Source organism: Rhodoferax sp. P1_F3 (assembly GCF_056405715.1).
The window spans coordinates 13,284-29,858 of sequence record NZ_JBFUBO010000003.1 but is presented as its reverse complement, the minus strand read 5'-3'; the positions used below and the strand labels follow the sequence as shown (position 1 = coordinate 29,858).

At 64.4% G+C, this 16,575-nt stretch carries 13 protein-coding genes; 5 read left to right on the top strand and 8 right to left on the bottom strand.

From position 1 onward, the window contains the following. Positions 1-90: 90 nt before the first annotated feature. The 4 genes from AC1DZ5_RS06015 to AC1DZ5_RS06000 all read right to left on the bottom strand — a co-directional run bounded on the left by AC1DZ5_RS06015 (position 91) and on the right by AC1DZ5_RS06000 (position 4,232). Positions 91-1,023 carry an electron transfer flavoprotein subunit alpha/FixB family protein gene (locus tag AC1DZ5_RS06015; protein WP_477887091.1) on the bottom strand — a complete coding sequence of 311 codons (933 nt, stop codon included), beginning with the start codon at positions 1,021-1,023 and terminating at the stop codon, positions 91-93. A gap of 2 nt (positions 1,024-1,025) precedes the next feature. Then, positions 1,026-1,775 (bottom strand): electron transfer flavoprotein subunit beta/FixA family protein, encoded by a 750-nt coding sequence (locus tag AC1DZ5_RS06010; RefSeq protein ID WP_477887089.1) that lies wholly within the window; start codon positions 1,773-1,775, stop codon positions 1,026-1,028. Positions 1,776-1,989: 214 nt separating this feature from the next. Then, positions 1,990-3,279: a mechanosensitive ion channel family protein gene (locus AC1DZ5_RS06005; RefSeq protein WP_477887087.1), complete on the bottom strand. Its 1,290-nt coding sequence runs from the start codon at positions 3,277-3,279 to the stop codon at positions 1,990-1,992. Then, positions 3,279-4,232 carry a histone deacetylase family protein gene (locus AC1DZ5_RS06000; RefSeq protein WP_477887085.1) on the bottom strand — a complete coding sequence of 318 codons (954 nt, stop codon included), beginning with the start codon at positions 4,230-4,232 and terminating at the stop codon, positions 3,279-3,281. The genes AC1DZ5_RS06005 and AC1DZ5_RS06000 overlap by 1 nt, the downstream gene beginning before the upstream one ends. A 41-nt stretch (positions 4,233-4,273) precedes the next feature. On the opposite strand from AC1DZ5_RS06000, the gene AC1DZ5_RS05995 reads away from it, so the two are divergent. From AC1DZ5_RS05995 to AC1DZ5_RS05975, 5 genes are read left to right on the top strand one after another with little or no spacing between them, the layout of a single operon-like run. Continuing rightward, positions 4,274-5,194 carry an AAA family ATPase gene (locus AC1DZ5_RS05995; RefSeq protein WP_477887083.1) on the top strand — a complete coding sequence of 307 codons (921 nt, stop codon included), beginning with the start codon at positions 4,274-4,276 and terminating at the stop codon, positions 5,192-5,194. Then, the gene (locus AC1DZ5_RS05990) at positions 5,185-6,171 is read left to right on the top strand and encodes a DUF58 domain-containing protein (protein WP_477887727.1); all 987 of its coding nucleotides are present in this window, start codon (positions 5,185-5,187) and stop codon (positions 6,169-6,171) included. The genes AC1DZ5_RS05995 and AC1DZ5_RS05990 overlap by 10 nt, the downstream gene beginning before the upstream one ends. Before the next feature lie 8 nt (positions 6,172-6,179). Then, positions 6,180-8,195 (top strand): transglutaminase TgpA family protein, encoded by a 2,016-nt coding sequence (locus AC1DZ5_RS05985; RefSeq protein ID WP_477887081.1) that lies wholly within the window; start codon positions 6,180-6,182, stop codon positions 8,193-8,195. A 15-nt stretch (positions 8,196-8,210) separates the two neighbouring features. Beyond that, a complete protein-coding gene (gene mltB / locus AC1DZ5_RS05980; protein WP_477887725.1) occupies positions 8,211-9,335 on the top strand; it encodes a lytic murein transglycosylase B in 1,125 nt (374 codons plus the stop codon). Between the two features lie 3 nt (positions 9,336-9,338). Continuing rightward, positions 9,339-10,535 carry an SPOR domain-containing protein gene (locus tag AC1DZ5_RS05975; RefSeq protein ID WP_477887079.1) on the top strand — a complete coding sequence of 399 codons (1,197 nt, stop codon included), beginning with the start codon at positions 9,339-9,341 and terminating at the stop codon, positions 10,533-10,535. A gap of 24 nt (positions 10,536-10,559) precedes the next feature. Here the strand turns inward: AC1DZ5_RS05975 and AC1DZ5_RS05970 are convergent, their stop codons facing one another. Genes AC1DZ5_RS05970 through AC1DZ5_RS05955 form a run of 4 tightly spaced genes read right to left on the bottom strand, consistent with a single transcriptional unit; the run spans position 10,560 to position 16,449 of the window. After that, a complete protein-coding gene (locus tag AC1DZ5_RS05970; RefSeq protein WP_477887077.1) occupies positions 10,560-11,429 on the bottom strand; it encodes an HDOD domain-containing protein in 870 nt (289 codons plus the stop codon). A gap of 35 nt (positions 11,430-11,464) precedes the next feature. Beyond that, complete coding sequence (locus tag AC1DZ5_RS05965) at positions 11,465-12,421, bottom strand: alpha-E domain-containing protein (protein WP_310338237.1); 957 nt, start codon at positions 12,419-12,421, stop codon at positions 11,465-11,467. 23 nt (positions 12,422-12,444) lie between these two features. Continuing rightward, complete coding sequence (locus AC1DZ5_RS05960; RefSeq protein WP_477887074.1) at positions 12,445-13,947, bottom strand: circularly permuted type 2 ATP-grasp protein; 1,503 nt, start codon at positions 13,945-13,947, stop codon at positions 12,445-12,447. A 57-nt stretch (positions 13,948-14,004) separates the two neighbouring features. Then, the gene (locus tag AC1DZ5_RS05955; protein ID WP_477887072.1) at positions 14,005-16,449 is read right to left on the bottom strand and encodes a ComEC/Rec2 family competence protein; all 2,445 of its coding nucleotides are present in this window, start codon (positions 16,447-16,449) and stop codon (positions 14,005-14,007) included. Between the last annotated feature and the right edge of the window lie 126 nt (positions 16,450-16,575).

The following is a 16,575-nucleotide window of genomic DNA, read 5'->3' as shown; positions in this document are numbered from 1 at the left end:
CTCCAAAAAATTCTTGTTACAGGCGGGTTACGGAGTCATTCGGGCCCAAAAAAAAGGGCACCGCAAGCGATGCCCTTTTTCACGCAGGCATTAGAGCGCCGCAATCAGTTCGGGCACAGCCACAAACAAGTCGGCTTCCAGCCCAAAGTCGGCCACACTGAAGATCGGTGCTTCAGGGTCTTTGTTGATCGCCACGATGACCTTGCTGTCCTTCATGCCGGCCAAGTGCTGGATGGCACCGCTGATACCGCAGGCCACATACAGCTGGGGCGCCACAATCTTGCCGGTCTGGCCCACTTGCCAGTCGTTGGGCGCGTAGCCCGCGTCCACCGCGGCGCGCGAGGCACCCAGGGCGGCACCCAGCTTGTCGGCCAGGGGCGTCATCACTTCCATGAATTTCTCGCTGGAGCCCAGGGCGCGTCCACCGGAGACGATGATCTTGGCGGCGGTCAGTTCAGGACGGTCGTTTTTGGCAATCTCGGACCCCACAAAGCTCACGTTGGCGTTGGTCGCGGCGGCGGCAACAGTCTCCACAGCAGCAGAGCCACCCGTGGCAGCAGCAGGGTCAAAACCAGTCGTACGCACGGTCAACACCTTCACGGCGTCGGTCGCTTGCACGGTAGCGATGGCGTTGCCAGCGTAGATGGGGCGCTCAAACGTATCCGCGCTTACCACCTTGGTGATGTCGGAGACCTGGCCTACGTCCAGCTTGGCGGCCACGCGGGGGGCGATGTTCTTGCCCGACGCGGTGGCTGGGAACACGATGTGGCTGTAGGCAGAAGCGATGGCCAGTACCTGGGCGGCCACGTTTTCGGCCAAGCCGTGTTCAAAGGATGCGCTGTCCGCATGGATGACCTTGGATACACCGGCAATTTGCGCGGCAGCGGCAGCGGCGGCAGCGGCATTGTGGCCAGCCACCAGCACGTGCACATCACCACCGGCTTGTGCCGCGGCAGTGACGGTGTTCAGGGTGGCACCCTTGATGGAGGCGTTGTCGTGTTCGGCGATAACAAGTGCGGTCATGGTCAGATTACCTTTGCAACGTTCTTCAGTTTGTCCACCAGCGTGGCGACATCGGGCACCTTGATACCGGCGCTGCGCTTGGCCGGCTCGGCCACCGACAGGGTCTTGATACGCGGGCTCACGTCCACGCCCAGGTCTTCGGGCTTGAAGACGTCGAGCTGCTTCTTCTTGGCCTTCATGATGTTGGGCAAGGTCACGTAGCGGGGCTCGTTCAGGCGCAGGTCGGTGGTGATGATGGCGGGCAGGGTCACGGCCAGGGTTTCCAGGCCGCCGTCCACTTCACGCGTCACGTTGGCCTTGCCGTCGGCCACTTCCACCTTGGAGGCGAAGGTGGCTTGGGGCAAATCAGCCAAGGCGGCCAGCATCTGGCCGGTCTGGTTGCAATCGTCGTCAATGGCTTGCTTGCCCAGAATCACCAGGCCGGGTTGCTCTTTGTCGATCAGAGCCTTGAGTAGCTTGGCCACGGCCAAGGGCTGCAGCTCTTCCGTGGTTTCCACCAGAATGCCGCGGTCAGCGCCGATGGCCATGGCGGTGCGCAGGGTTTCCTGGCACTGGGTCACGCCGCAAGAGACGGCGATCACCTCGGTGACTACGCCCTTTTCCTTCAAACGAACGGCTTCTTCCACCGCGATCTCGTCAAAGGGGTTCATGCTCATCTTGACGTTGGCGATGTCTACTCCCGTGCCGTCCGACTTCACTCGAACTTTCACGTTGTAGTCAACCACGCGTTTGACGGGTACCAGGACTTTCATTGCTGCCACTCCAGAGGTTAAAAATGGTTCTGTTTAGTTGACGTATACGTCAATCAGTCGATTCTATGCGGGACAGCCTTGCGGCCCTGACTATCGTCTGCGCCCCGCCATCATAAACACAAAATAGAACGATCGTGCTTTTTTATGATTATAGCGGTGCCCGTCGCGCCTGCTGGCGCTTTGGCGACTTAACTTAGAGGCAGCTCATCAAAACTCACGACACCGTGCGCGTATGCACCACGCGCTGCGGGTAAGGAATGTCGATGCCATGCATGCGCAGGGCGCGCAGGATGGTCAGGTTGATTTCGGAACGCAGATTGCCCTGGCCGTTTTCCAGATCATTGATCCAATAGCCCACGGTGAACTCCAACCCGTCCGCCCCAAAATTGGCCAGGCTGATGGATGGTGCAGGCTCCCGCAGCACGCGGGGCTGGCTCAGCGCAGCCTCCAGCAGCAGGGCCATGACCTGCTCCACGTCGCTCTCGTAGCCGACGGCCACATTGATGACCTGGTGCACACGGCTATCAGCCAGCGACATGTTTTCTACCCGCTGGGTGATCAGCATCTCGTTGGGCACGATGGACTCGCGCCCGGTTTGCGAGCGGATCACGGTGTAGCGTGCGTTGATCTCGGTGATGGTGCCCTCGAAGTTGTCCACGCGCACCACATCGCCAATGCGCATGCTGCGCTCAGCCAGGATCACAAAACCACTCACGTAGTTGGCCGCCAGCTTCTGCAGGCCAAAACCGATACCCACACCCACCGCACCGCCCAAAACAGACAGCGCCGTCAGGTCAATGCCCACGGCCGACAAGGCCAGCATCAGACCGACAAACATCAACAGCGCACGCGCGGCATTGCTCACCGCCTTGCGCAGTGACAACTCCCCGCCCGTGGCCGAGCGCAGCAGGCGCGACTCAATCCCGGCCGAAATCCACAGCGTGATGATGAGCACCGCACCCGCGGTGATCAGACCTTCAATGATGTTGCGCACCGACAGTGTGGTGCCGCCCACCTTCCAGGTGATCTGGTCCAGCTCATTGAGGATGACCGGGAGCAACCCACTGACCCACAGCACCATGGCCAGCCAGGCGACCCAGGAAATGGTTTGCTCCAGCGGCTTGACCCAACGGGATTCAGTAAAGCTGGCCTGCAGCACTTTCACGCCCACGCGAATCACCACCAGCGACATCAGCACCGGAATGGCAATGCGGAACACCGCCACCGGCACAAAATTACTCAACAGCTCCAGCGACATATAGCCCAGGCACAGCAGCACCAGCGGGAACAGCACGCCGTCGATCACCCGCTTGCCAAACCAGACAGAACGCTCCTCTTGCTGCCCCAGCGTGCGACGCAGGCCCGCGACCAAGGCCCAGGCCAGCCCCACACTCAGCGCCAGCACCAGCAATTCCACCAGCACCGTGGGCTGGGTGAAGGCGGTCAGCCAGCCCTCAAAGTCATCAATGGGCCGGGGGGTGGGAAGGTGTTTCAATAAAGTCATTACAAATCCGCCAGCACGCGCACATGGGCTTCCACACTGCGGGCCAGTGCGTCCAGGTTGTAGCCACCCTCCAGGCAGGAGACGATGCGTCCCTGCGCATGGCGCTCGGCCACGGCCTTGAGCTGTTGGGTGATCCATGTGTAGTCTTTTTCGACCAGGCCCATTTGGCCCAGGTCGTCGTCACGGTGCGCGTCAAAGCCCGCGCTGATAAAGATCATCTCGGGCTGGTAGGCCTCCAGCCGTGGCAGCCAGTGTTGCTCAATCAGCGCGCGCACCTGCTCGCCCTTGGTATAGGCCGGCACCGGCACATTCACCAGGTTGCTGGCCTGGGAACGTGAGCCACCTTCGGGGTAAAACGGGTGCTGAAAAAAGCTCACCATCAAAATGCGCTGGTCTCCGGCCACGATGTTCTCGGTGCCATTGCCATGGTGCACATCAAAGTCGACGATGGCCACGCGCTTGAGGCCATGGCGCTCCAGCGCATAGCGCGCCGCCACCGCCACGTTGTTGAAAAAGCAAAAGCCCATGGCCTTGTCTTTGCAGGCATGGTGGCCTGGTGGGCGGATGGCGCAAAACGCGTTGGCCATCTCGCCAGCCATTACTGCGTCGGTCGCGGCCAAGGCCGCCCCCGCAGCACGCAGCGCTGCGTCCCAGGTGTGGACGTTGATGCAGGTGTCGGGGTCGATTTGTGCGTGGCTGGGGCCGCCAGCGTTGATGTCCTCGCGCAACCCATCCGTCAGGCCACGCAGTGAGGCAACGTACATACGGCCATGGGCCAATTCGAGATCGGTGATGGGGGCCTGTGGCGCCTCGCGCCGGTCCAGCGCATCGGCCACGCCGGTGATCAGCAAACGGTCTTCAATCGCGTCCAGGCGCTCTGGGCATTCCGGGTGCCCGTGGCCCATGTCGTGCTTGCGGCAATCGCGGTGCGAAAAGTATCCGGTCTTGTTCACCAATGCGCTCGGTATTCAGGAATTTCGGGTAACGTCGTGCCATGGATGCACAACACAAGCTTAAATCATTGCTGGCTCAGCTTAACACGGTGATTGTGGGCAAACCCGCCCAGTTGCAGGACTGCGTGGCCTGCCTTTTGGCCGGAGGCCACCTGCTGATAGACGATGTGCCGGGCGTGGGCAAAACCACGCTGGCGCACGCACTGGCACGCAGCTTTGGCCTGCAGTTTTCACGCGTGCAGTTCACCTCCGATCTGATGCCCAGCGACCTGTCGGGTGTGTCGATTTATGAGCGCGGCAAAGAGGCCTTTGTGTTCCACCCCGGCCCCATCTTTGCGCAGGTGCTGCTGGCTGACGAAATCAACCGTGCCAGCCCCAAGACCCAGAGCGCGCTGCTGGAAGCCATGGAAGAAAAACAGGTCACCGTGGAAGGCGAAACCCGGCCCCTGCCCCACCCGTTTTTTGTGATCGCCACGCAGAACCCGCTGGACCAGTTGGGCACCTACGCCCTGCCCGAGTCTCAGCTGGACCGCTTCCTCATGCGCATCTCGCTGGGCTACCCGGACCGCGCGTCCGAGCGCGCGCTGCTGGCGGGCGAAGACCGCCGCGCCATGCTGGACGCCCTGCCCAGCCTGCTGGGCGAAGGCGAGCTGCTGCAACTGCAGGCCGCCGTGCTGGCCGTGCATGCGGCCGGGCCGCTGCTGGACTATGTGCAGGACCTGATCGCCGCGACACGCTCGGGCCAGTGGTTTTTGCAGGGCCTGTCTCCACGCGCCGGCATTGCCGTGGTGCGTGCGGCCAAGGCGCAGGCGCTACTCAGTGGGCGTGATTACGTGGCGCCCGACGACGTGCAGGCCGTGCTGCCGCAAACCATTGCCCACCGCCTCATCCCCGTGGGGGACGCAGGGCGCGGCGCCGTAGAACAGGTACGCGCCATGCTGCAGGCGGTGCCATTGCCGTGACCGTGCTGGCGCAGCTCAACCCGCTGGCCGCGGTGCGCCGCCGTTTCCAGGCGTGGTGGCAATCGCGCCTGCCGCTCAAGGACAGCACCACGCTGACCCAGCGCAATGTCTACATCCTGCCCACGCGCCCTGGCCTGATGCTGGGGCTGACGCTGCTGGTGCTCTTGGTTGCCAGCATCAACTACCAGCTCAACCTGGGTTATGTACTGACCTTTTTGCTGACCGGTGCGGCGGTCATCGGCATGCACGTGTGCCATGGCACGCTGCGTGGCATCACTATGCATTTGGTAGCACCCGGCGCACAGTTTGCGGGGGCTAGCGTGCATATTCCCATCCATATCCAAAGTGAACGCAAGGGCGTGCGCTACGGCATTGGCCTGGCGGTGCTGGGTTCTGACCACTGGAGCTGGACCGATGTGCCCTCGCAGGGCAGTGCCAAGGTGCAAGTGGCCTTCCAGCCCGAACGACGGGGCTTGCACCGCGTGCCCGCACTGACGGCAGAGACCCGTTTTCCTCTGGGCACCTTCCGCGTGTGGACTGTGTGGCGGCCCGCCGCCCAGGTGCTGGTCTACCCCACGCCCGAAGCGCATCCACCACCATTGCCACCCGGCGAACCGCGCGCTGGCGGCGCGGCCACCGTGCGCCCCCAAGCCACGGGCGAGTTTGATGGCGTGCGGGCCTACCGCCGCGGTGACCCGCTCAAGCTTGTCGTCTGGAAAAAAGCCGCCAAGGCCGACGAGCTGGTGAGCCGCGATGCCCAGCAGTCCCAGCGTTTTGAGCTCTGGCTGGACCTGGCCCATGCCGCCCTGGGCCTCGGCAATTCACGTGAGCACGCCCTCTCGCGCCTATGTGCCTGGGTGCTGCTGGCCGAAAAGCAGGGCTTGCGCTACGGCCTGCGCCTGCCCGGCACCGAGCTGCTGCCCGACAGCGGCCCCGCGCACCAGAAGAACTGCCTGCAAGCGCTGGCGCTGGCCTGAAGTCAACCATGTTCAAACGCCTGCACCACCTGCCCCGCGAAGCGCGTGACACGCTGTTCCTACTGCTCGTCATCGCCTGGACCATTGCGCCGCAAACCACAGAGTTGCCTCTGTGGTGCAGCGGCATGGCGGCGGCCGTGCTGCTGTGGCGCGGCTGGCTGGCCGTGCAAGGCCAGCCACTGCCCTCCCGCTGGTGGCTCATGGGCCTGCTGGTGTTGGCCACCGCAGGAACGGCCTTCACCTACAAGACCATTCTGGGCCGCGATGCAGGGGTGACCTTCATCGTGGTGCTGCTGGCGCTCAAGACGCTGGAGATGCGCGCCCGGCGCGATGCGTTTGTGATCTTCTTCCTGGGCTTCTTCACCCTGCTCTCCAATTTTTTCTTCTCGCAAAGCCTGCTCACCGCCGCCTCCATGCTGGTCGCTTTGCTGGGCCTGCTCACCGCACTGGTCAATGCGCACATGCCCGTGGGCCGCCCGCCGCTGCTGCAGGCCGCTAAAACGGCGGGCTGGATGGCGCTTTTGGGTGCGCCCATCATGGCCGTGCTGTTCATGCTCTTTCCGCGCATTGCGCCGTTGTGGGGCTTGCCCGGCGACGCCATGAGTGGGCGCAGCGGCCTCTCCGCCAGCATGCAGGTGGGCACCATTGCCAGCCTGGCGCTGGACGACAGCATTGCCATGCGCATCCGCTTTGACGGGCCGCCGCCCGCGCAGCCCGACCTGTATTTCCGCGGGCCCGTGCTCTCCAGCTTCGACGGGCGCGAGTGGCGCCCGCTGCGCTCCAACTTCCCGCCGCGCTACCAGCTGCAGCCCGAGTTGCAGGTCCAGGGCGAGCCCATCAAATACCAAGTCACCCTTGCCGCCAACAACCGCCCCTGGTTGCTGGTGCTGGATGCCACACCGACCAAGCCCGAGATCGTGGGCTACACGCCCAGCATGTCGCCCGATCTGCAATGGCTGTCCGACCAGCCGATTGCCGACCTGGTGCGCTACCGCGCCACCAGCTACCCCCAATTCCGCCACGGCCCCAACCGGCTCTCGGTGGGGCTGCAAGACTATGTGGACCTGCCCCCGGGGTTCAACCCGCGCACACTGCAACTGGCCGCCGAGATGCGACGCAGCTCCGAACTGGCGCGGGCCGACACACCTGCCCTGGTGAATGCTGTGATGGAGCGCCTGCGCACCGGTGGCTACGTCTACACGCTGGAGCCCGGCGTGTTTGGCACCCACACGGCGGACGAATTCTGGTTTGACCGCAAGGCCGGGTTTTGCGAACACATTGCCTCCAGCTTTGTGCTGCTGATGCGTGCCCTGGACGTGCCCGCGCGCGTGGTCACCGGCTACCAGGGCGGTCAGGTGAACAGCGTGGACGGCCTGTGGACCGTGCGCCAGAGCGATGCCCACGCTTGGGCCGAGGTCTGGGTCGCAGGCCAGGGCTGGGTGCGCGTGGACCCCACCTCGGCCGTGGCCCCCGGGCGCACTGGTGCGTTCCAGCGGCTGCAGGCACCGCAAAGCGTGTTTGCCCAGGCACTCAACACCATGAGCCCGGGTTTTGCCATCAACCTGCGCGCCATGTGGGAGGCGGCCAACAACCGCTGGAACCAGTGGGTGCTGAACTACAGCCAGGCCAAGCAGCTGGACCTGCTGCGCAACCTGGGCTTCGAGACACCGAGTTGGGAAGACCTGAGCTATGTGCTGATCGCTCTGATCGTGCTGGCCAGCCTGGTGGGCGCGGCTTGGACGCTGTGGGAGCGCTACCACCAGGACCCCTGGCTGCGCCTGCTGCATGGTGCGCAGCAGCGCCTGCAGCGCGCGGGCCTGGCCAGCTCGGCCCAGACACCGCCCCGCCAACTGGCCACACTGCTGCAACAGCAGTGGCCAGGCGATCCCGCCCAGGCCCGACAACTCAGCGACTGGCTGCTGCGCCTGGAAGCCTGGCGCTATGCGCCCAACCCAACGGCAGCCACGCTGGGTACACTGCGGCGAGAATTCCGGCAACTGCCCTGGCCTGCGCGCCAGCCCTGACCATTGGACCCTGTGATCTTTTCCCTCCGCCTCATTGCTACGTTTTTAATAGCTGCTTGCGCAGTGTCTGCGGGGGCTAGCACCCCAAAACACCACAAACCCACCGCCAAACACGCCCACCGGGCCAAGGTGGCTCCACCGCTACCTGCTGCCGCCAATGCGGGTCCGCTGTACGCCACACGGCCCGAGGTCATGCTGATCGCCGACGATATTGCGCAGCGCCGCAACCTGGACCGCGACTGGGTGCGCAATACCGTGGGCCAGTCGCGCATGGTGGCGTCCATCGTGCGCGCCATCACACCGCCGGCCGTGGGCACCCCCAAGAACTGGGCGCTGTACCGCAGCCGCTTTGTCGAGCCCATCCGCATCAAGGCCGGCGTGAAGTTCTGGCAAGACAACCGCGAAACGCTGGAGCGCGCAGAGCGCGAGACCGGGGTGCCCGCCAGCATCATCGTGGGCATCATTGGGGTGGAGACCATCTACGGCCAGCAGACCGGCACCTACCGCGTGATGGACGCGCTGACCACGCTGGCGTTTGACTTCCCCAGCGCGCACCCGCGCAAGGCCGAGCGCGCCGCCTTCTTCCTGTCGGAGCTGGAAGCCTTTTTGAGCCTGACCGCGCGCACCCAGACAGACCCGTTGGCCCTGCGCGGTAGCTACGCCGGCGCCATGGGCCTGCCGCAGTTCATGCCGTCCAGCTGGGCCAAGTACGCCATCGACTTTGACGGCGACAGCCGCGTGGACCTGTTCCACAGCGCAGCCGACGTGATTGGCTCCGTGGCCAATTACTTCGTTGCTTTCAAATGGCAGCGCGACCTGCCCACCCACTACCCCGTGCAACTGGACCCTGCCCGCCTGGACCGTGCCACGCTGCTGGCGCCTGACATCGTGCCCAGCTTCACGCCGCAGACCATGGCCGACAAGGGCGTGCTGCTGGACGCGGCCGCCCTGGCCCACCCCGGCAAGCTGGCGCTGGTAGAACTGCAGAACGGGGCCGATGCGCCGCTATACATTGCAGGCACTGACAACTTCTACGCTATCACGCGCTACAACTGGAGCAGCTACTACGCGCTGGCCGTGATTGAGCTGGGCGACGCCGTAGCGGCCGCAGTGGCCAGTGCCCCGGCCGTGCCAAAATAAACCATGGCCACCGCCCCCACCACTGCCCTGGACAACACGGACGAACACTCCACTACCGCGCTCTACCGCGCGGCCATTGGGGACGTCAACAGCGCCTACTACCTGCCCCTGTTCACGCGCTTTGAAGCGGCCGACCGTGCGGGCCTGAGCTGGAACTGGTCGGCCGCGCTGTACACGCTGAACTGGCTGGCCTTCCGCCAGCTCTGGCATGCGGCACTGCTGTACTCGGGCTGCGTCGTTGCGTTGGCACTGTCGGTGTTTGGCATTGGTCGCCTGGTATTCCAGTTTTCAGAAGGCATGCAGTGGGGTCTGCTGGCCACGTTGCTTGTCATCGCGGTGGCCGTGCCCGGTCTGGGCGGCAATGCCCTGCTGCACAGCGCCACGCGCAAACGCATGCAGGCCGCCCTGGCCGCCAGCGCCACCGTGCCCGAGGCCTGCACCCTGCTGGCGCGTCAGGCCAGCACACGTCGGCGCCTGATCGTGCTGGCCGCTCTCAATCTGCTTATCGCTGCGGCAGCCGTCTATTCGTGGACCCACTTCAGCGGCTTTGAGCCCCTGCCCGGCTACGCCGACAAGGCCACGGACAAACTGGCCGACCCCCGCAACCTCGCCGTGGGCCGCGCGACCGATGCTACGGCACCGGCCGCTTCAGCACCGGCATCCTCGGTAGCCCCACCGGCCGCACTGCCAGCATCGGCCCCTGCTTCTGCCGCAGTGGCAGCGCCTGCAATCGCTGCTTCCGCGCCCAAGCCGGTGGCTTCCGCCCCGGCTACCACGCCGACTCCAACCCCAACACCTGCACCCGCCAAAGCTGTCGCAGCCAAACCCGCGGAAGTGAAACCTGCAGAGGTGAAGCCCGCCGCAGCGCCTAAACCCGCAGCGTCACGCCCCATACGCACCAAGGCCAAGCCCGCCGCCCCCACACCTACGGCCACCGAGGCGCCGGCACCCAGCCCCCGCGCCGCGCCCACCGGCCGCTTTATCGTCAACGTGGGCATCTTTGCCGACGAGAACAATGCGCGCAATGCGTTCACGCGCCTCATGGATGCCGACCTGCCCGCCAACTCCAAGGCGTTCCGGGCACTGCGCGGGCCGCGCACCCGCGTGTGGGTAGGCCCGTTTGAAACCCAAACAGAAGCCGACACCGCGGCCGAGAAGATCCGCACATTTGGTCTGGACGCGCTGGTCGCGCCCGAGTAAATCGGGACCGCGTACCGGGGCAGGCTAGAAGCCAGCAGGCCCTTCAAACTGGGGCTGCAGCGCATCCTGCCACTGCTCCATCTCCGCTTCGCTCACACGCAGGTGGGCCAGGCATGCAGCACCATGCTGCTCCCACTCCTTGTGCGCCTGCACCCCCTCGTGCAACACCACCAGCCGCTCGGCCAACAGCGACATGGCCACCAGCGCGCGCACTTCGTCCGGAAAACGCGCATCGTCCAGCACACTGAAGTCGTGGTGCAGCCGCACCGCAATCGCCACAATGGGAGGCAACCGCCAGGTCTTGGCCACGATGGCGCCGACCACCGCATGGTCCGTGCGGTGGGCCGCGTTCTCCACGTCGGTGAAGGTGTGCTCCATGTGGTCGGTGGCCTCGGCCAGTGTGGCGTCGTACCCAGGCAGGCTCTGCAGCAATATGGGCAGGCCGACGTGGCAAAACAGGCCGCAGGTGTGGGCCACATCGGCGTTCATGCCGTACATTTGGCCGGCGATATAGCCCATGGCATAGGCGCGGCGTGTGGAGTTTTCCCAGAAGTGCTCCAGCTGCGGCGATGACACACGAATGGCGTCACGCAACAAAAACCCGGTGAGGATGGACACGGTGTGCGCAATGCCCAACAGGGCCACCGCATCGGCCACCGTGGTGGCCGTGCGAGAACGCGCATAGACCGCGCTGTTGGCCACCTTGATAAGCGCAGCGGCCATGGCCACATCGCGCGAGGCGATGGCCACGATGGTGGCAGGCTCCGGGTCGGGCCGGCTGAACTCTGCGCGCAGGTCGATCAGCAGCGCCGGGCAGGGCTGGATGACGATGTCGCGCAGCGGACCGTCGACTTTGGCGGCGTCAATCTCCCGGTCCACATCGGCAACTCGCATGCGTGCTCCTTGTTGCACGCATTATGCGGAGAAGATCAGGTCACGGGAACCAAAAATTCGCGGCTGATGTGGGCACCCAGGTCGTTGACGCGGTCCAAAAACTGGGTCAGGTAGGCGTGCAGACCGGTGGCCAGGATTTCGTCGATGCGGCCAAACTGCAACTCCGCACGCAGCTTGCCGGCACGGCGCAGGGTTTCGCTATTGGGGTCGCTAGCTACCAGGCTCAGGTTGTTCACCACCTCGTTCAGGCAGGCGTGCAGCGAGCGCGGCATGTCGGGCTTGAGGATCAGCAGCTCGGCCACACGCTCGGGCTTGATGACGTCGCGGTAGACCTTGCGGTACACCTCGAAACCCGAAACGCTGCGCAAAATCGCGCTCCAGTGGTAGAAGTCGTACTCTTGGTCCTTCTCGCTGGCGGCACCGAAAAAGTCGCTCTGCACGGCGTGAAATTTCACATCCACCAGACGCGCCGTGTTGTCGGCCCGCTCCAGAAACGTACCCATGCGCATAAAGAACAGGGCCTCGTCCATCAGCATGGTGCCGACGGTCACACCGCGCGACAGGTGCGAGCGGAACTTTACCCATTCAAAAAACTGGGCTGGGTCTTTTTCGAACTCACCGGTCTTGATCATGCGCTTGACTTCGAGCCAGGTGGTGTTCTGCGTTTCCCACACCTCGGTGGTCAGCGTGCCACGCACGGCGCGGGCGTTTTCACGCGCCGCGCTCAGGCAGGACATGATGGAAGACGGGTTGTCCTCGTCCTTGACCATGAAGTCCATGACCTCACGCGCCTGGATCTCGCCATGGCGTTCTTGGTAGCTGTAGAGCAGTTCGCTGATGGACAGCAGGCCCTGCCAGCCCAGCTGCGCCACGGCCTGTGATTGGGGCAGCAGCGATGTTTGGTAGTTCACGTCCAGCATGCGCGCCGTGTTTTCGGCCCGCTCGGTGTAGCGGGACATCCAGAACAGGTGATCAGCGGTTCTTGACAACATAGGGTGGTTCCTCCGCAATTCGCTTATTGTTTTTGGGTTTGTGCAGCGGTGGCCACAGCAGGCGGCGCATCGTCTTCCAGAATCCAGGTGTCCTTGGTGCCCCCGCCTTGCGAGGAATTGACCACCAGCGAACCATCTTTCAACGCAACACGTGTCAGACCGCCTGGCACCATCTGCACCGTCTTGCCGCTCAGCACATAGGGCCGCAGGTCGATGTGGCGCGGCGCAATGCCGCTTTCCACAAATGTGGGGCAACTGGACAAACTGAGCGTGGGCTGGGCGATGTAGCCACTGGGGTTGGCCAACAAGGCCTTGCGGAAGTCTTCGATCTCGGCTTTCGTGGCCGCGGGCCCCACCAGCATGCCGTAGCCACCCGCGCCGTGCACCTCTTTCACCACCAGGTCTTTCAGATTCGCCAGCGTGTAGGCCAGATCGTCCTTGTTGCGGCACATGAAGGTGGGCACGTTGTTCAGGATGGGCTTCTCGCCCAGGTAGAACTCGATCATCTTCGGCACATAGGGGTAGATGGACTTGTCGTCTGCAATGCCGGTGCCCACGGCGTTGCAAATGGTGACGTTGCCGGCCTTATAGGCATTGAGCAAACCGGCACAACCTAGCGTGGACGTGGGGCGGAACACCGTGGGGTCCAAAAAGTCATCGTCCACCCGGCGGTAGATCACGTCGACCCGGCGTGGGCCGCGCGTGGTGCGCATGTAGACGAAGTTGTCCTTGACGAACAAGTCTTGTCCTTCGACCAGCTCCACACCCATCTGCTGGGCCAGGAAGGCGTGCTCGAAGTAGGCGCTGTTGTACATGCCGGGCGTGAGCACCACCACCGTGGGCTCGGCCGTGGTGGCCGGGCTGCTGGCGCGCAGGGTTTCCAGCAACAGGTCGGGGTAATGGGCAATGGGCGCCACACGGTGCGCGCTGAACAGGTCGGGGAACAGCCGCATCATCATCTTGCGGTCTTCCAGCATGTAGCTCACACCGCTGGGCACGCGCAGATTGTCTTCCAACACGTAGTACTCGCCCTTGCCATTGGTGTCGGGCGCCCGCACGATGTCGATGCCACTGATTTGCGAGTAGATGCCGTTGGGCACGTCCACACCCACCATCTCGGGGCGGTACTGGGCGTTGCCCTCGATCTGCTCGCGCGGCACGATGCCGGCCTTCAGAATGTCCTGGTCGTGGTAGATGTCGTGGATGAAGCGGTTGAGTGCGGTGACGCGCTGCGTCAGGCCCTTCTCCATGCTGGACCACTCGTGCGCCGGGATGATGCGGGGAATCAGGTCAAAGGGAATGAGCCGTTCGGTGCCGGAGCCATCCTCGTCCTTCTCGCCGTAGACGGCAAAGGTGATGCCCACACGGCGGAAAATCATCTCCGCTTCTTCACGGCGTTTGGCCATCATGTCGCCGGGTTGGCGGGCCAGCCATTCGTCGTAAATTTTGTAGTGGTCTCGTATCTGCTTGCCATGAGTAAAAAACTCGTAGGGAAGCTGGGTGTACATCTCGTCGAATTTCCGCATAAAAGACCTCTCTGAACACGCAGTATGCAAGCTTTGGGCCACGCCCCCCATGCACCACTATGGCACATGATGATGCCAGTAACGGCGATCTTCTTCCCGAGAGCACGCCACATTTTGGGGCTGCTCCGAGCGCCAGACCATTGCACCACAGCGGGGCGATGACACCAAATTGATGCGCGCCTGCGCGTAGCGCTCCACCACCGGCGCCGCCGGGTGACCAAAGCGGTTGCGATACCCGGCCTGCACCAGCGCCCATTGCGGCGCTACGGCCTGCAGAAATTCGGGCGTGCTCGACGTTTTGCTGCCGTGGTGCGGCACCAGCAGCACGTCGGCATGCAAATGGCCGGTGCCCTGCAAGGCCTGCACCAAACGCGCCTCCTGCGCAGCCTCTATGTCGCCCACCAGCAGCGCGGTGCGCTGGCCCGCGCTGATGCGCAGCACGCAGGACAGCGCATTGGGTTTGGGCGGTGGGCTGGCCAGGTAATCGGCAGGCTGCGGGTGCAGCACTTCAAACTGCACACCATCCCACTCCCACTGCTGGCCAGCCTCGCAGCGCTGGGCCGTGCGCAACTGCTGCAGTGGGTGTTGCGGCTCAATCGAACTCAGCAACGCGGCTTGCGGCTGCATGGCCAGCACGGCCGCTGCGCCGCCTACGTGGTCGATGTCGCGGTGGCTCAGCACCACGGTATCCAGCGTTACATCCAGCGCCTTGAGTAGCGGCACCAGCACGCGGTGGCCCGCGTCGCTCTCCAGGCTGTAGCGCGGCCCGGCATCAAACAGCAGCGCGTGGTGGGCGGTGCGCACCAGCACCGCATTGCCCTGGCCAATGTCCGCCGCCAGCAGCTCAAACTGCCCTGCCGCTGGCAAGGCCGGGCTCCACAGCAGTGTGAGCAAGACCAACGGCACGCCCAGCGCCCGCATATGCCAGGGCGCAGGCAGCACCAGCAGCAAGCCACCCGCCACTGCTCCCAGCCCCAAGCCCAGCGGGGGCAAGGGCAACACCACGGCCGCACCCGGCAACACCGCCAACCAAGCCAGCCACTGCCACAGCAGCGCGACGGCCCACGAGGCCACATCCCACACGCCGGGCAGCAGCGCCCCCAGCAACGCCAGCGGCGTGACCACCAACGTGACCCAGGGAATCGCCAGCAAATTGGCCACCAGCCCCACGACGGAGAGCTGACCAAACAACAAAAGCGTCAACGGCGCGAGCGCCAGGGTAATGACCCACTGCTCTCGCAACATGGCCCACACCTTGGAGCCAAATCGACCGCTAGCCCCCGTATCTTCTGCGCGAGCAGCTCCTGAATCTGTAGCAAACAGCACACCCACCGCGACAAAGCTGAGCCAGAACCCAGGCTGCAACAGCGCCCACGGGTCCAGCGCCACCACGGCGGCACAGGCCAGCAGCCACACCAGCGGCCAGGGCCAACGCGCACCCGAGAGGCGCAGCAGCGCCACAGTGGCCAGCATCAGGCAGGTGCGCTGCGCGGGCACGCCCCAGCCGGCAAACACCGCATAGGCACAGGCCAGCAGCACACCACCCAGCAACGCGGCCGACGGAGCAGGTACCGCCAGACACAGGCGCCGTGAGCGCCGCCACAGCCAACCGGTGAGCCAGGCTGCACCCCAGGCGAACATCGTGATGTGGAGCCCGGAGATTGAGACCAGGTGACTGACGCCGGTGGCGCGGAACACATCCCAGTCGCTGCGGTCTACCGCCGCCTGGTCGCCCACCACCAGCGCGGCCATCAGTCCGGCGGAACGCTTGTCGGGCACAGTGGCCAAAATGCGGTCGCGCAGCGCCTGCCGCGCCAAGGCGACGGGGGCGCGCCAGGTTTGGCCCAGGCGTTGGGGCGGCACATCCTTGTCGCCAGCCCGCACATAGGCGGTGGCCTGCACGCCCTGCTCCCACAGCCAGAGCTCAAAGTCAAACCCATGGGGGTTGAGGCCACCGTGCGGCGCCTTGGGGCGCAGTGTCAGCTGCCAGCGCTCACCCGCCTGCACCTCGGCGGGCACGCGCTGCAGCCCGGCCTGTTCGCCCACCAGCGCATAGCCACCGGCGTACCAGCCCACGTCCATGCGCGCGGGCACCGCCACCGTCTGGCCATCCAGTTGCGCCTCTTCCACCGCCAGACGAAAGCGCAAACCCGCTTCCGAACGTTGCGGCATATCGGTCACCATGCCGGTGACGCGCAAATCACGCCCCTCCAGGTCGGGTGCCAGCGTGTGGCTGGCAAACGCCACGGCGCGCAGGCCGGTGGTGCCAAAGCCCAGTGCCATGCCGGTCAGTAACACCACGGCCGTGGCGAACACCAATGCTATTCTTTTAGGAGCTACCAGCGCATACGCAACGGGGGCTAGAAGCCCCAAAGCCACATAAACCCAGGCGGACCAGAGTTCGGACTGTTGCAACTGCCATGCAGTACCCAACACCGCACCCAATAGCGCCGCAAACACCGTGCGAGGCCAGGCGCTGGTAAGGGTGGCGGCAGAGAACATGGCCCCATGCTAACCCGGCCCTTCCCCGGTTTTAAGGCCTGCCCCAAGGCCTCCGAAGGCATGGCGCAGGACTTGCTTTGGAGAGCCTGTCAACATCGATTGTTAGTATGGTGTCGGTGCAGCCCT

What these genes read in the sequence shown, in the direction of transcription:
- AC1DZ5_RS05975 (WP_477887079.1), top strand. Translation starts at nt 9,339, where the DNA reads ATGGCCACCGCCCCCACCACTGCCCTGGACAACACGGACGAACACTCC.
- AC1DZ5_RS05955 (WP_477887072.1), bottom strand. Translation starts at nt 16,449, where the DNA reads ATGTTCTCTGCCGCCACCCTTACCAGCGCCTGGCCTCGCACGGTGTTT.
- AC1DZ5_RS05985 (WP_477887081.1), top strand. Translation starts at nt 6,180, where the DNA reads ATGTTCAAACGCCTGCACCACCTGCCCCGCGAAGCGCGTGACACGCTG.
- AC1DZ5_RS06010 (WP_477887089.1), bottom strand. Translation starts at nt 1,775, where the DNA reads ATGAAAGTCCTGGTACCCGTCAAACGCGTGGTTGACTACAACGTGAAA.
- AC1DZ5_RS05960 (WP_477887074.1), bottom strand. Translation starts at nt 13,947, where the DNA reads ATGCGGAAATTCGACGAGATGTACACCCAGCTTCCCTACGAGTTTTTT.
- AC1DZ5_RS05965 (WP_310338237.1), bottom strand. Translation starts at nt 12,421, where the DNA reads ATGTTGTCAAGAACCGCTGATCACCTGTTCTGGATGTCCCGCTACACC.
- AC1DZ5_RS06015 (WP_477887091.1), bottom strand. Translation starts at nt 1,023, where the DNA reads ATGACCGCACTTGTTATCGCCGAACACGACAACGCCTCCATCAAGGGT.
- AC1DZ5_RS05970 (WP_477887077.1), bottom strand. Translation starts at nt 11,429, where the DNA reads ATGCGAGTTGCCGATGTGGACCGGGAGATTGACGCCGCCAAAGTCGAC.
- AC1DZ5_RS05995 (WP_477887083.1), top strand. Translation starts at nt 4,274, where the DNA reads ATGGATGCACAACACAAGCTTAAATCATTGCTGGCTCAGCTTAACACG.
- AC1DZ5_RS06005 (WP_477887087.1), bottom strand. Translation starts at nt 3,279, where the DNA reads ATGACTTTATTGAAACACCTTCCCACCCCCCGGCCCATTGATGACTTT.